Here is a 15,632-nt window from a genome sequence, read left to right as displayed (position 1 = left end):
AGTCCGGTTAGTAAGGTACAAATCCACAGCGATTCTCCTTGTTGTAGTACGGTTATAATGAACTAAATTTGTAGAAAAATACGGTCGATCAACTGGCCACTTATCGAAGCGAGCCATTGATAACATAACTCGCCAGTTGATTGACTCATTGATTGACCAACAGAAAACATGATCAATTTCATAGCCAAGCTCTTCGGCACGAAATCGCAGCGGGATATCAAAGAACTGCTCCCCTACGTCGAGAAAGTCAATGCCGAATTTGCCCGGTTGAAAGACCTTTCCAACGACGAACTCCGGCAGGCGTCGGCCGAACTGAAAGCCCGCATTGCCGACGAGTTGCAGGACATTGATAACCAGCTGGCCGATCTGACCCAGCAGGCCGGTAGTCCTGACGTCGACGTTAACCAGAAAGAGCGGCTCTTCAACCAGATTGACAAGCTCGAAGCCGATCGCAACACTGAACTGGAACGCGTTCTGCTCGACATCCTTCCTCAGGCCTTCGCGATTGTTAAAGAGACGGCTCGGCGGTTTGCCGGCAACGAGTACCTGACGGTAACGGCCACGCCATTCGATCAGGAGTTAGCGGCTCGCAAAAAGAACGTTGTCATTGAGGGGGATCAGGCCCATTGGGCCAACACCTGGGAAGCGGCCGGTTCTCCCATTAAATGGGATATGGTCCATTACGACGTGCAGATTATCGGGGGCGTCGTGCTCCACCAGGGTAAGATTGCTGAGATGGCAACGGGTGAAGGTAAAACCCTCGTGGCAACCTTTCCGGCTTTCCTGAACGGCCTAGCCGGACGTGGTGTGCACATCGTGACGGTGAACGACTACCTGGCCAAGCGTGACTCCGAGTGGATGGGACCGCTGTTTGAGTTCCACGGCCTGCGCGTCGACTGCATCGACAAGCATCAGCCTAATTCCGATGCCCGCAAACAGGCGTATCTGGCCCACATTACGTACGGCACCAACAACGAATTTGGTTTCGACTACCTCCGCGATAACATGGCCCGCGAAACGGGCGAACTGGTGCAGCGTAAGCACCACTTCGCGATGGTCGACGAAGTTGACTCCGTTCTGATCGACGATGCCCGGACTCCACTGATCATTTCGGGACCGGTGCCGCGTGGTGATGAGCAGGATTATATTGAACTGAAGCCTCGGGTGTCGCGGGTGGTTGAAGCCCAGCGCAAACTGGTATACGATTACCTGAACGATGCCAAGAAGAAAATTGCGGCCGGCGACGAAAAAGAAGGAGGTCTCTCGTTATTCCGGGCGTACCGGGGTTTACCCAAGCACAAGCCCCTCATCAAGTTCCTGAGTGAAACCGGGAACAAGGCTCTGCTGCAGAAAACCGAATCAATTTATCTGGCCGAGAACCAGAAGCTGATGCCCGAAGCCGACGCTCCGCTTTACTTTACGATCGACGAGCGACACAACAGCGTTGAACTGACTGAGAAAGGCATTGACTTTATCACGGGCTCGGGCGAAGATCCAAACTTCTTTATCCTGCCTGACCTGTCGGTCGATCTGAACGCGGTTGATAAGGATCAGGCGTTTTCGGAGCAGGAAAAAATTCTTCATAAAGAAGCCATCATCCGCGACTACGCCGTTAAGACGCAGCGTATCAATACGGTAAACCAGCTCCTGAAAGCCTACTGTCTGTTCGAACGTGATACGGAGTACGTCATCATGGACGGTAAAGTGAAGATTGTCGACGAGCAAACGGGCCGGATTATGGAAGGCCGCCGGTGGTCGGATGGTCTGCACCAGGCTGTAGAAGCCAAAGAAGGCGTGAAAGTAGAGGATGCTACGCAGACGTACGCCACCGTTACGCTCCAGAACTACTTCCGGATGTACCACAAACGGGCTGGTATGACCGGTACAGCCGAAACGGAGGCTTCTGAATTCTGGCAGATTTACAAGATGGACGTAGTCGTTATTCCAACGAACCGACCCATTAGTCGTCAGGACGAGGAAGATAAAGTGTACCGCTCAGTACGGGAGAAATACAACGCCGTTGTTGACGAAATCAATACCCTGGTCGAGAAAGGCCGGCCGGTGCTGGTGGGTACGACCTCGGTTGAAAACTCTGAACTGCTCAGCCGCCTGCTGACATTACGGAAAATCCAGCACCAGGTTCTGAACGCCAAGTATCACCAGCGTGAAGCCGAAATTGTAGCCACTGCTGGTCTGCCCGGTACGGTTACAATTGCGACGAACATGGCTGGCCGTGGTACGGACATTAAGCTGACGCCCGAATCGCGGGCTGCGGGCGGTCTGGCCATCATCGGTACGGAGCGCCACGAATCGCGCCGGGTTGACCGCCAGCTGCGGGGTCGTTCGGGGCGTCAGGGCGACCCCGGTACGTCGCAGTTCTTCGTTTCGTTGGAAGATAGCCTGATGCGGTTGTTCGGTTCAGACCGGATTGCAAAGGTGATGGACCGGATGGGCCTCGAAGAAGGAGAAGTGATTCAGCACTCGATGATTACGAAGTCGATCGAACGGGCGCAGAAGAAAGTGGAGGAAAACAACTTCGGTATCCGGAAACGGCTGCTCGAATACGACGACGTGATGAACTACCAGCGTGAGGCTATCTACAAACGCCGTCGAAACGCGCTGTTCGGAGATCGTCTGCCGCTCGACATCGCCAATACGATGTACGACGTAGTGGAAGATGTTGTCACAAACACCGAAGGTAATTACGATGAAGTGCAGCTTCAGCTGCTGACAGCTATTGGTCTGGCTCCGTCGCTTACGGCTGATGAGTTTGCCAAACTGAAAAAACAGGATCAGGTAAGGCGGCTCTACGAGGAGGCTGAACAGCAGTATCAGGCCAAAAACCAGGCTATTGCTGAGAAAGCACTGCCGGTTCTTCAGCAGGTGCTCGCAGAGCAGGGACATATCATCAAGAATATCGTGGTACCGTTCTCGGATGGTATCCACGAACTGACCGTCGTAACGGATCTGCGCGAAGCCGTCGAAACCGGTGGCCGGGCGCTCGTTACGGAAATGGAGAAAGCCATTACGCTGGCCGTGATCGACCAGGAGTGGAAAGAACACCTGCGCGAAATGGACGACCTGAAGCAGTCGGTGCAGAACGCCGTTTTTGAGCAGAAGGATCCGCTGCTGGTTTATAAGTTTGAGTCGGTAGAGCTGTTCAAACGCTTCCTGACCAAGGTCAACTTCGATACGATCAGCTTCCTGGCCAAAGCCGACATTCCGGCGCAGGAACCGCAGGAGGTGCAGCAGGAAATCCGGCAGGCACCCGCCCAGCATCGCCAGCAGCAGGCGAACGCATCGCGCCCTGAACTGCATACCAATAAAGAAGATTTTGACGACGACCACCTGGCAACCGGCCCCGAAGAGTACGCCCGCCGAATGGCCGAGAATAACGCAATAGGCGCCGGTGCACCCCCTATGCCGCCACGTCAGCCGGTGCGGGTAGTGAAGCTGGACCGTAACGCCCGCGTGAACGTTCAGTACACCGACGGGTCGGTGAAACGGGATGTGAAGTTCAAGACCGTTGAGAACGACGTAGCGAGTGGAAAAGCTATGCTGATCGAATAAGGTTGGACTGGGGCCGTAAGGCCTCGCCACTCGAATTGGTAAATTACCCTCCGATTGCATCTTGAACAGATACAATCGGAGGGTTTAATTTTATGAGAAAACTGAGCGCAATCGGCATAAAAAATTGTTAAACCAATACGTTTGTTTACGCCTTATAATTACTCAGGAATAGCTGCTGAATGAACCGCCTGACTGGTTTCTGTTTATTATTTGTTTTGTTGGAGTTGATGGCTTTTTTGCCGGCCTCAACGCCTATTCGCCTGCGTCCTGAACCGCTTCCATTTACTCCTAAGGAATTTTACATCGCGGCCGTAACTGATCAGCGGACGAACCGGGGGCCAATTGCCCGTCTGGCTTTAACCGCGGGCTCGCCAATGGAAGCCATCGATCTGGAGGGTGGCGTTACGACCGCAATCCAGCAGTTTATTAACCAGAGCCTGAAGCAGGACCGAAAGCTTCGGCCGTTGGCCATGCGTGTCACGGAATGCCGTCTGACAGAAACGGCTGCCGGCAACCGCGTAGAAGGTAAATTCACCTTTGGGGTCGCTTTTGACCTGCTCGGTAAAAATGACTTTGGCGATGCCACAACTACCCGCCTGACCGAATACCGAAGTAGTGCTAATTACACCCGCCCGATCAGCCAGACGACGGTGATTGAGCCAACTATCCGTCAGGCTATTATAGCTTCCCTACGTAATATAAATGAGTATATGAAACGCCAGGCCGGCCAAAACGAAAAGCTGGCTACCGGCATAACCGTTAACTTCAAAGAAGATACCCGGATAACAACCGATGATACCGTATTCTATAACCCGGATCGCCCGTTGACGTGGGACGACTTTCGGGCTGTTCCACGCAAAGGCAGCCACTACGCAGCCGAAGTGTTTACCAGTTTCGCTTATGACGGAAACAGTACCGTTACGAATGGCGTAATCACCCTTAATCTGACGCTCAAGGCGTATATGCTCAAGGAATCGTCGTGGGTTCATGATGTGGCACGTACCGCCTATACCCTTAACCACGAACAGCGACATTTTGACATCACAAAGATTATTGTGGAGCGATTCAAACGCAGGATCCAGCCCGACAGTCTTTCGATCGACGATTACAACAGCATTGTGCAATATCAGTTTATAGAAGCCTTTCGCGATATGAACCGGATGCAGAAGCAGTACGACGAGGAGACTCGCCACGGGCAGGACCCGCTGGCCCAGGAGCGCTGGAACCTGAAGATTGACGCAGAACTACGTACCTTTGGTGTAAAAAAATAGACTGGCCGCGCCGGCCGGACTACCCGCATGCATTTAACCGAATACATTGACCATACCAACCTGAAGCCCACAGCTACGGAAACCGACATCCGGCAGTTGTGCGCCGACGCGTATGAGTACCAGTTCCGGACGGTTTGCGTCCCGCCTTCCTACGTATTATACGCCGGCGATCTGCTCGCCGAAACGCCCGTAAAAGTCTGCACCGTTATTGGCTTCCCGCTTGGCTACAACAGTCTGCCGATCAAAGTTACTGAAGCCGAGAAGGCACTCGAAGACGGCGCAACTGAACTGGATATGGTGATGAATCTGACCCGATTCAAATCCATGGCCTACCTGAGCGTTCGGGGGGAAATCAGTACGCTGGCAGGACTCGCCCAAAGCCGGGGTGCCCTGTTGAAGGTTATTCTCGAAACGGCATATCTCGACGAAAACGAGATCCGGATTGCCTGCGATCTGTGTGTAGAGGCTGCGCCTGATTTTGTAAAAACGTCGACCGGTTTTGCCCCCACGGGTGCCTTGATCGATCAGGTGCGGCTCATTCGCTCGCTGCTCCCCGAATCCATCCAGGTGAAAGCGTCGGGCGGCATCAAGACCTATGAGCAGGCTATGGCGTTCGTTGAGGCCGGGGCAACACGATTGGGCACCTCGTCGGGCGTGGCTATTGTGCAGGGGGCTTCATGAAAAAAATCCGGGTACTGCACGTCAGTACGGCCCATCCGGCGAGTGACCCGCGAATCGTGTTCAAACAATGCCGGACACTCAGCGATGTATACGATGTAGCGTGTGTACTTCCACAGGCCGACCCAGCGCTGGCAGCAGGCATTCGATTCATACGTGTACCGTACTTCAGGCGGGTGATCTGGCGAGTGCTGCTGACGAGTCCGCTGATTGTACTTCGCTGCATCTGGCTGCGACCCAGGGTCGTTCATGTATATGTACCGGAATTCATTCCGTTTGCCTTCGTATTCCGGCTGGCGGGTGCGCAGGTTGTCTACGAAGTGCAGGAAAACCTCTTCAAAAAGCTGCATCTTAAAGCTATAAATCGAGGTTACTGGCTCGAACAGCTCTTCGGCTTTTTCGACCGACTGGCGCGCCGGTATTTTTTTCTTCTCTTCACCGAACACCGCTATCTGGATACGTATACCGACCTGAAGAAACCGCATACCGTTATTTACAATTACCCGCTGCTGCCGTTTCTGGAGCCGTTTCGCCGGCCGTATCAGCCCAATATGACCTGTCCCGAATTTTTCTACATTGGCTTGCTGAGCTTTGAGCGGGCGTTCGATACGCTGATTGAGAGCCTGGCTTTGCTGAAACAGAAACAACCAGACTTCCGGGTGCATTTGTTCGGCCGTCGTACCTTTACTGAGGCTGATTTGATCAGGCTGCCAGGCTATGCTGATGTCCAGAGCAATCTGATCTTTCATGGCTATGCTGATCAGCGTACGGCTTTTCCAGTAGCAGCCGGAGCAACGGCTGGTCTTGCCCTGCTGAAACCCATTGGCGACTACCCGGACTCGTATACGACCAAGATGTTTGAATATATGGCGCTGGGCCTGCCGGTCGTTACGTCCGACTTCCCGCTGTACCGCGACGTTGTGGAACGGAATAACTGTGGATTGTGTGTATCCCCTACTGATCCGGAACAGATTACCAATGCCTTAACGTTTTTACTCAAACACCCCAAGGAGGCTGAGGCCATGGGACAGCGTGGGCGTAGCGCCGTCGAAACTGACTATAACTGGAACAGCGAAGCGAAGAAGTTACTGGCTTTCTACCGACTTATTCTCAGTAACTAGTTCAAAACAGTATGGATTTGTGGCTGTTGTTATACATAGACACCTCCTTATAGAACTATATAAATACCTTATGGTATTGTTCTAATGTTCAATACTACCCCATCACGGTAAAAGTTAACTTTCGGCAAAAATCCGGTTTAGCCGGATTATAGCCTAATTAATTGGCATAATGTATATCCATTCAGTAAGTCACTACCTACCAACGGAGGTGGTCGGCAATGAACATTTCACTCAGCTCAACGGGCTTTCAAACGAGTGGATTATCGAGCGAACCGGTATTGAGAAGCGACGTAAAGCTGCCTCCGGCGAAAATACAAATACGATGGCGGTCGAAGTCACCAGACGTTTACAGGATAAAACGGACTTATCGACTGTCGATCTGATTGTAGGTGCTACGTACACCCCCTACGATACCATTGTTTCGCTCGCTCATGAGGTTCAGCACCACCTTGGTATAGCCGATATTCCAGTCGTTTCCGTCTCGACAGCCTGCTCATCCCTGCTCAATGCTATCGAAGTAGCTGAAGGCTATTTTGCGCTCAACAAAGCCACCCGGGCGCTGGTGATCGTTTCGGAACACAATACGGCCTATAACAACGAACAGGACAAAGTATCGGGGCATCTTTGGGGCGATGGAGCCGCTGCGCTCCTGATCACCAAAGAACGCCAGAGCGAGGGCGATCTGGCCATTAAAGGTTTATTGACGGGCGGAGCAGCGCATACCCCCAAGGCCACCACGGGCGTAATGATGAAACCCATGGACGGGGGCGTTACGATGCCGCACGGTCGGGATGTGTTCATTAACGCCTGCCAGTACATGCCCAAAGCCACTCAGCAAATTCTGGATCGCTGCGGTATGACTCTGGCCGATGTCGATTATGTGCTGCCTCACCAGGCAAATCTTCGGATTTCGCGGAACGTAATGAACACGCTCGGCCTTCCGGAATCCAAACTGATTTCTAACATTGAGCGGCTGGGCAACACGGGCTGCGCCGGCTGTGCCATAGCCCTGTCTGAGCAGTGGGATACGTTCCAGAAAGGCCAGCGTATCGTCATAACGGTTTTTGGCGGTGGATACTCCTACGGCGCTATGCTGGTTGAAGTATAGTTGAAAAGAGGAGTAGAGCAGGAAGGGGAGGAAAGGAAAAAGGGGAATGGCAACCCTCTTTCCTTTCCTCCCCTTCCTGCTCTACTCCTTCTATTGCGCTTCTCCGCGCCAGGTATTGTTCTTCGAATTAATGTCCGGCAGTTTTTCGTCCGGATCGACCACTACCGTCCGGAGCGGAGCGGTTGTGTTGGCCCGGAACGTCCAGGTACCACCCCGCTGCCATATCTCCACCGGCAGATCCACCCGGGTTTTCTTCCCGGTTGTTTCCGTCAATTCAACGGTGGCGGGCATCGCCATTTTTTCGAGGTTTTCGATGGTAATGAATGAGCCTTTCTCGGCCCGGCCATCCACGTACTTCACATCTTTCACCCCCTGGTCAAACCGCCAGGTTTCGTAGAAATAGCCGCGCCAGAACCAGCCCAAATCCTCACCGGCGGCATCCTCGATGGTCCGGAAGAAGTCATACGGTGTCGGGTGTTTGAAAGCCCAGCGGTCAACATACGTTTTGAAGGCAAAGTCGAAGCGTTTAGGCCCGAGTACTACGTCCCGCAGCAGTTTCAGACCCATGCCCGGCTTGTAATAGGCCAGAATACCCAGCGCACGGCTTTGCTGCACGTCCGGCGTTGACATGATCGGTTCAGTCGGCTGAAACAGAGCCGGTGCAATGTCGTGCATTGTGCCCCGCTCCCGGTTGTATTCACCATTGTTGAAATTTGCCGTCGACAGCGTGTTGATGAACGTATTAAATCCTTCGTCCATCCAGGCAAACTTACGCTCGTTGTTACCCACGATCATGGGGAACCAGTTATGACCAAACTCGTGGTCGGTTACGCCCCAGAGCGCGTCTTTTTTATCCTTGTGATCACAGAACACGATACCCGGGTATTCCATGCCGCCCACAATACCCGCTACGTTGGTCGCCACCGGATACGTATATTCGAGTAAATACTTTGAATAAAATTCAATGCACCCTTTTACATACTCCGTCGAACGGCCCCATGAATCGGGCGTGGCGCTTTCGGCCGGATAAACCGACTGAGCCAGCGCCGTTTTTCCGCTCGGCAGGTTCATTCGGGCGGCATCCCACACAAATGCCCGTGAGGTGGCCCAGGCTACGTCGCGGGTGTTCTGGCAGCGGAACCGCCACGTCAGCGTACCGGAGCGTTTGGGCCGTGTATCGGGATTTGTAACTTCATCCTTTCCACGGATAATTACCGTTTTATCGCTGTTCCGGGCCTGTCCCAGGCGCTTTATCTGCTCGGACGTCAGTACGTCGTTCGGGTTCAGCAGTTCGCCGGAGCCGACCACGATATGATCCCAGGGCACCGTAACGGCGTATTCGAAATCACCGTATTCGAGGTAAAACTCACCCGCACCCAGATAAGGCAGTACGTTCCAGCCTTCTACATCGTCATATACGGCCATTCGCGGGTACCACTGCGCAATTTCGTAGATGATACCGTCCCGGCGCTTCAGTTGCCCCATCCGGTCGGAGCCGTATTCAGGTATTTTGAACGAATAAGCCAATCGAACCTTCACGCCGTCGCCGTTCGGCTTCACCGGCTCAGCCAGCCGTATCTGCATCCGGGTATCCGTGATGGTGTAATCAGCCGGCACAAATTTATTTTTCCCCTGCTCCACCGATACGTTTGTGATGGTCATACCACCGGCAAAGCCCAGATTTCCGAAACGCCCGCCCGTAACAGGCGTCGTTTTGGAGGCCCGCGACGTATCACTGAAGGCGTTCTGATCCAGTTGCAGCCATAGGAACGGCAGGGTTTCGGGGGAGTTGTTTTTATAGGTGATCGTTACCTCACCGGCTATGGTGCTTTTCTGATCGTCCAGCGTTACGTTGATCTGGTAGTCAGCGCGATTCTGCCAGTAGCGCGGGCCCGGTGAACCGCTGCCCGTGCGGTAATCGTTGCCCGGCTGCATGTTGAACAGCGGGTGGAATAACTCACGCGGATCGTACTTCGACGTAGCGCTGTTGCTACGGTTTACGTCCGATATGGTTCCAATTGGTGATGAAGGCGTGTTTTGGGCGTGCGATGCCAGGCTTATGCTCAACAATCCGGCCCACAGTGCAATTTTTCTCATGTAATAGGTCGAAAAAACAAATACTTATACAAATAACGGGATATTGTAGCAAACTGTGACAGGCTTTACAGAAGCGGCTTTAAATCGACACCGTGGTGTACCAGCAAAAAGATGAACAGCCCCAGCCACAAAATATCCACAAAATGCCAATACAACGTAACGAGCCTGATTTTTAATTGATTGGGGGGGTTAACGCTGTATACGAACGAGTCAATGTACGGGCGCCGACGCCAGGCCTCCACCAACACAATGACCAGATAGATAAGGCCAATCAGAATATGGAGCAGATGCAAGCCTGAAATCATGTAGACAAATCCGGCTGCCGGGTTCCCCTGCATATCTACCCCCGCCAGTACCATCTGCCGCCAGCCCCACCCCTGCAACAGAATGAATAGTGTTCCCAGAATCAGGGTGGTGGTCATGTAGGACCGATAGTTGTCGAATCGCTCCTGCCGAAACGCCCGGTTTGCGTTGTTCAGGGTCAGACTGCTCAGTGCAATGGCAATGGTACTGAGCAGAAATACGTTCGGTAGCTTTACATTGGCCCAGTTCGGCCCCGAACTCCGGATAACATAAGCCGCCAGTAGGACTGTGAATAGCATCACGCTACCGGCAATGCCCAGCCAGACCATGAATCGGAACGGCTCCCGCCGTTTCGTGAAAAAGTTGCTCATTGGTTAATGTGTACGGTGTCAAGTACGAAACTTACTTATTCGTTCTGGTCAAAGGCTCTGGGCAGTACCGACGACCAAACTACGTAAGCCGCAAACCATCAATACAATCAAAGCTTTCCCTGCCAAACGTTATAACGACCTAAATGGTTTGAGACGGTGACCGGGGCCTGAAAAATTCCGTACACGGTTGAACCGGAACCACTCATGCTGGCATACACGGCCCCTATATCATACAGTTGGTGCTTAATATCGGCCAGCACGGGATAGACCGGAAACAGGCTGTCTTCAAAGTCGTTATGCACCGAATCGCGCCAGGTTTCGATAGGAGCCTGGAGCTGTTCAGACAAGGGCGTTTCCGGCAGACGCGGCCGAACTCCGGCATATGCTTCAGCCGTCGAGATAGCCAGATTCGGGTACACCAGCAGAATGGTATACCCACTCAGATCGAGACTGACTTCCTGAAAGACATCCCCTTTCTCGACACAATACATCGGCTTGTTTTCAATGAAGAAAGCACAGTCACTCCCCAGCCGACGGGCGTAGTCCTGCAACTGCGCTACGGTCAGTCCCAGGGCAAAACGCTCATTTAAAAGCTTTAAAGCAAAAGCTGCGTCGGATGAGCCGCCACCCAGGCCCGCTCCAATCGGTACAATTTTGTGCAGATGCATTTGAACAGGCGGCAACTCAAAATCGGCTTTAAGGAGTTGATACGCCCGCACACATAGGTTTTTTGTCGGATCGCCGGGGATAGCAAGCCCGCTGTCAGTAAAGCTAAACTCGCTGGCCGGAATCAGCTCCAGTACATCGCTCCAGCCAACCGGATAAAAACAGGATTGCAGATTATGAAAGCCATCCGGTCGTTTTTCGGTAATTCTCAGGCCAATATTGATTTTGCAGGTTGGGAACGTAAGCATTTCGTCAGCTCAATACGAGCGCAAAGGTACAATTTCAGGCGGCTTGACTGGTGATTTATTGAGACTTAACGTTCAAACACACCCATATCACTTATCTGGTTTGAACGCCAGCGTTTATTAACTTTAAACGGACAACGTTTTAAAAAAGACCTACTTCCGCACCAACATGAAGACAATACGTTTCGGACTACTCACTCTGCTCGTCTCGTTTCAGGTTCTTCGCGGTTACGGTCAGGAGCGGTTTGTAACGGGTAACCCCGCTTTAGCCTATTGGCAGCTCGGCAATAAAGCAGAAACTGTGATTGTACTTCACGGAGGCCCTGCGGTCCAGCATGAATACTTGCGCCCCGAATTTGATGCCCTGAGCAAAGTGGCGCGTGTAGTCTTTTATGACCAGCGTGGCTGTGGAAAGAGCCAGCGGGCGGCAAGTTATTTGTGGCAGGATCACATCAATGATCTGAAACGTATCATTGAGCATGTCGCCAAAAATAAGAAGGTATTTCTGGCCGGTTCGTCGTGGGGTAGTACACTGGCCATGATTTATGCATACAAACACCCCGAAGACGTCAAAGGCTTGATTCTAAATGGTACATATCGCTGGGAAGGAGTTGAAGGTACCTATCAGCGTAAACTCAAATACGCTACTTATCCATCTCATCAGTTACAGTTATATGAGCAGCAAATTGTAAATCAAGTAAACGAAGAAGGTCAGCTCACAGAGAATGTAACCCATATTTTCAAATCTATTGAAAACGTGGGTGGAACGGTCAAGGAGGAAACACGAGAAAGCTTCATCACTGCTCCCCGAATCGACAGCCTGCGAAACGTGACGGTCCCCGTATTGATTTTTAATGGAAGCCGGGATTGTGGTATCGATCAGGGGCACATATATGCGGCATTATTTCCCAACGCCGAACTGTACACGATCAATGGTGCCTGCCACGATCCCTGGTTCAGCAACCTAGAGTTGTTTTTTACTATTTGCGAAGATTTTATTCGATACACCAGTCAGAAGTGAAGCGCGCCAGGATCCAGTTTGTGCAACTGACCTTCGCTACTACTGTATTAGTATAAGTATTATTAATAAACTAAGTCCTCAAAGGGCCTGATCAACTTTTTGAAGCTGTAAGATTACTCTCGTTACAGACTGGTCAAGTTCAGCGGCTGATGATCGCTGGATACCTACCTCAGTGATTCCTATTACTTCATAAGCCCCGTTTGTTGTGTCAATAATATGCCCTATCTCTGGTATGTAGTCTGTTGGCAAGTTAATGGGCGTAACTTGTTCTTTTGTTTCCTGGTTCACCGCCTTATATACTGTTTTCATAAACGTTTTTCTATTAGTCTGTACAACAAAAAGCCTGGTACCTCTACTGTATGAAGCAGCAGTACCGGGCTTTGATCATTCTTAAAATTACGTTATCCCTGCAGGTTATTCGATGTTAGCTTGGCACCAAGATACTCACGGTTCAGGCGGGCAATGTGATCGAGTGAAATCGATTTCGGGCACTCAACCGAACAGGCTCCGGTAAACGAGCAGGCACCAAAGCCCTCTGCATCCATTTGAGCCACCATCCGCTCGGCCCGCATCGTCCGCTCAGCCTGACCCTGCGGCAATACCGCAAAGTGCGACACCTTGGCTGCTACGTACAGCATAGCCGACGCGTTTTTACATGCCGCCACGCAGGCACCGCACGCAATGCACTGAGCCGCATCCATGGCCGTATCGGCTATTTCGCGCGGAACAGGAATTTCGTTGGCATCAGGAGCGGAGCCCGTGTTCACCGAGATGTAGCCACCTGCCTGCGCCACCCGGTCAAAGGCCGTACGGTCAACCATCAGGTCTTTGATAACCGGAAACGCCCGCGCGCGCCAGGGCTCAACGATGATCGTATCGCCGTCGTTGAACGAGCGCATGTGCAGCTGGCAGGTCGTCGATCCGGTTTGCGGACCGTGTGCCCGGCCATTGATGTACATGCTGCATGAACCACAGATACCCTCACGGCAGTCGTGGTCGAACGCAATGATTTCTTCGCCTTTCTTGGTCAATTCTCCGTTCAGCACGTCGAACATTTCCAGAAAAGACATATCCGGCGAAATATTGTCCAGTTGATATTCAACCAGCTTACCCGGTGTATTGCTGTTTTTCTGTCTCCAGACTTTCAGTGTAATCTTCATAGTATCGATGGGCTTTCGGCTTACGGTTCTCAGTTCACAGCAATTGATCTGTCGAGCTGAGAACCGTAAGCCCAGAACCTATTTATAACTGCGCTGGGTCAGTTTCACGTTCTCGAACACCAGCTCTTCCTTATGTAAAACTTCGGGTTTATTATCGCCCGTATATTCCCAGGCTGCGACGTAGGTGAAGTTGGCGTCGTCGCGCAGTGCTTCACCTTCTTCCGTCTGGTACTCCTCACGGAAGTGACCACCGCAGGACTCTTCGCGGTGCAGCGCATCATCCACCATCAGTTCGCCCAGTTCAAGGAAATCGGCTACCCGACCGGCGTGTTCGAGCGACTGGTTCATCTCTTCATTGGTGCCCAGTACCCGTACGTTCTGCCAGAACTCAGCCCGAAGGTCCTGAATCATTTTCTTGGCTTTCTTCAGACCTTCGGCATTCCGCGACATGCCGCAGTAATCCCACATGATGTGGCCCAGGGCCTTGTGGTATTCATCGACTGTCTTGCTTCCTTTGATCGACAACAGGCGGTTGTTCATGTCATGAACCCGCTGTTCAGCTTCTTTGAACGCCGGGTGATCAACAGCTACTTTATCGCCCGGTCCGATCGTTGCCAGATAATCGCCGACCGTATACGGGATAACAAAATAACCATCAGCCAGTCCCTGCATCAGGGCTGATGCACCCAGACGGTTGGCCCCGTGGTCCGAGAAATTGGCCTCACCCAGTGCATATAACCCGGGGACGGAAGTCATCAGGTTGTAATCAACCCACAAGCCGCCCATGGTGTAGTGAACCGCCGGGTAGATCATCATAGGCGTTTCGTACGGATTATCACCAACAATTTTCTCGTACATCTCGAACAGGTTGCCATACTTGGCTTCGATCGTTTTCCGACCGTCGCGCTTGATAGCATCCGCGAAATCCAGATACACCGCCAGACCCGTTGGCGCTACCCCGCGTCCTTCGTCGCAGACGTACTTCGCATTCCGGGAAGCTACGTCGCGCGGAACCAGGTTACCGAATGAAGGATACCGGCGCTCCAGGAAGTAATCACGGGCGTCTTCCGGAATATCGTTCGCCTTCATCTGCCCCTTACGAATCTTCTCAGCGTCCTGCTGATTCTTCGGAACCCATACCCGTCCGTCGTTACGCAGCGACTCCGACATCAAGGTCAGTTTCGACTGGTAATCGCCCTTCACCGGAATACAGGTCGGGTGAATCTGCGTATAGCAGGGGTTACTAAAATAAGCTCCTTTCTTGTGCGCCCGCCATGCCGCCGTTACGTTGGAGTTCATGGCGTTCGTCGACAGGTAGAAGACGTTACCGTAACCACCGGTGCAGAGCAGAACAGCGTGGGCTGAATGCGACTCAATTGCACCCGTCAGTAAGTTACGCGTAACGATACCGCGAGCCTTGCCATCCACAACGATTACGTCCAGCATCTCGGTCCGGGTAATCAGTTTCACTTTACCGTTGGCCACCTGCCGGCTCAGGGCGTGATAGGCACCCAGCAGCAGTTGCTGACCGGTCTGACCGCGGGCGTAGAACGTACGGGATACCTGCGCCCCACCGAATGACCGGTTGGCCAGCAGACCGCCGTACTCGCGAGCGAAGGGAACGCCCTGCGCAACGCACTGGTCAATAATGTTGACACTCACCTCAGCCAGCCGATACACGTTCCCCTCGCGAGCCCGGTAGTCGCCACCCTTAATGGTGTCGTAGAACAGGCGGAATACGCTGTCGCCGTCGTTCTGGTAGTTCTTAGCCGCGTTAATTCCACCCTGGGCTGCAATGGAGTGTGCCCGGCGCGCACTGTCGTGAAACGTGAACGCTTTTACGTTGTAGCCCAGTTCAGCCAGCGACGCAGCCGCAGATGCACCCGCCAGCCCTGTGCCAACTACAATGATATCATATTTACGTTTGTTGGCCGGGTTAACCAGCTTCAAACCGAATTTGTGCCGCGACCACTTCTCGGCCAACGGTCCTTCAGGAATCTTTGAATCCAGTTCCATATTTC

The 15,632-nt window shown here is 52.6% G+C and carries 12 protein-coding genes; 6 read left to right on the top strand and 6 right to left on the bottom strand.

Annotated elements, in window-relative coordinates:
- Positions 1-168: 168 nt before the first annotated feature.
- The 5 genes from secA to DYU11_RS15225 all read left to right on the top strand — a co-directional run bounded on the left by secA (position 169) and on the right by DYU11_RS15225 (position 7,748).
- Entirely contained in the window at positions 169-3,570 is a 3,402-nt protein-coding gene (gene secA, locus DYU11_RS15245) for a preprotein translocase subunit SecA (RefSeq protein WP_119668557.1), read from the top strand.
- A 179-nt stretch (positions 3,571-3,749) separates the two neighbouring features.
- Complete coding sequence (locus tag DYU11_RS15240) at positions 3,750-4,841, top strand: hypothetical protein (RefSeq protein ID WP_119668556.1); 1,092 nt, start codon at positions 3,750-3,752, stop codon at positions 4,839-4,841.
- Positions 4,842-4,868: 27 nt separating this feature from the next.
- Complete coding sequence (deoC, locus tag DYU11_RS15235) at positions 4,869-5,522, top strand: deoxyribose-phosphate aldolase (protein ID WP_119668555.1); 654 nt, start codon at positions 4,869-4,871, stop codon at positions 5,520-5,522.
- Entirely contained in the window at positions 5,519-6,640 is a 1,122-nt protein-coding gene (locus DYU11_RS15230; RefSeq protein ID WP_119668554.1) for a glycosyltransferase, read from the top strand. The genes deoC and DYU11_RS15230 overlap by 4 nt, the downstream gene beginning before the upstream one ends.
- A gap of 169 nt (positions 6,641-6,809) precedes the next feature.
- Positions 6,810-7,748 (top strand): 3-oxoacyl-ACP synthase III family protein, encoded by a 939-nt coding sequence (locus tag DYU11_RS15225; RefSeq protein WP_119668553.1) that lies wholly within the window; start codon positions 6,810-6,812, stop codon positions 7,746-7,748.
- Between the two features lie 90 nt (positions 7,749-7,838).
- Here the strand turns inward: DYU11_RS15225 and DYU11_RS15220 are convergent, their stop codons facing one another.
- The 3 genes from DYU11_RS15220 to ispE all read right to left on the bottom strand — a co-directional run bounded on the left by DYU11_RS15220 (position 7,839) and on the right by ispE (position 11,433).
- Positions 7,839-9,845 carry a M1 family metallopeptidase gene (locus DYU11_RS15220; protein WP_119668552.1) on the bottom strand — a complete coding sequence of 669 codons (2,007 nt, stop codon included), beginning with the start codon at positions 9,843-9,845 and terminating at the stop codon, positions 7,839-7,841.
- Between the two features lie 65 nt (positions 9,846-9,910).
- The gene (locus tag DYU11_RS15215; RefSeq protein ID WP_119668551.1) at positions 9,911-10,519 is read right to left on the bottom strand and encodes a cytochrome c oxidase subunit 3; all 609 of its coding nucleotides are present in this window, start codon (positions 10,517-10,519) and stop codon (positions 9,911-9,913) included.
- A 107-nt stretch (positions 10,520-10,626) separates the two neighbouring features.
- Positions 10,627-11,433, bottom strand: a complete 807-nt coding sequence (gene ispE, locus DYU11_RS15210) for a 4-(cytidine 5'-diphospho)-2-C-methyl-D-erythritol kinase (RefSeq protein WP_119668550.1) — start codon at positions 11,431-11,433, stop codon at positions 10,627-10,629.
- Positions 11,434-11,599: 166 nt separating this feature from the next.
- Between ispE and DYU11_RS15205 the strand changes: the two genes are divergently transcribed.
- A complete protein-coding gene (locus DYU11_RS15205; RefSeq protein WP_119668549.1) occupies positions 11,600-12,451 on the top strand; it encodes an alpha/beta fold hydrolase in 852 nt (283 codons plus the stop codon).
- A 78-nt stretch (positions 12,452-12,529) separates the two neighbouring features.
- Here DYU11_RS15205 and DYU11_RS15200 read toward each other — a convergent pair whose 3' ends face one another.
- From DYU11_RS15200 to DYU11_RS15190, 3 genes are all read right to left on the bottom strand, one after another.
- Positions 12,530-12,760, bottom strand: coding sequence for a hypothetical protein (locus tag DYU11_RS15200; RefSeq protein WP_119668548.1), 231 nt, complete (start codon positions 12,758-12,760; stop codon positions 12,530-12,532).
- A gap of 92 nt (positions 12,761-12,852) precedes the next feature.
- A complete protein-coding gene (locus DYU11_RS15195; RefSeq protein WP_119668547.1) occupies positions 12,853-13,611 on the bottom strand; it encodes a succinate dehydrogenase/fumarate reductase iron-sulfur subunit in 759 nt (252 codons plus the stop codon).
- 78 nt (positions 13,612-13,689) lie between these two features.
- Positions 13,690-15,627, bottom strand: a complete 1,938-nt coding sequence (locus tag DYU11_RS15190; RefSeq protein WP_119668546.1) for a fumarate reductase/succinate dehydrogenase flavoprotein subunit — start codon at positions 15,625-15,627, stop codon at positions 13,690-13,692.
- Positions 15,628-15,632 lie beyond the last annotated feature (5 nt).

The organism is Fibrisoma montanum, from assembly GCF_003583365.1.
Taxonomy (GTDB): Bacteria; Bacteroidota; Bacteroidia; order Cytophagales; family Spirosomataceae; genus Fibrisoma; species Fibrisoma montanum.
The sequence above is the reverse complement of the archived record's forward strand: the minus strand, read 5'-3'. Positions and strand labels throughout refer to the sequence as shown.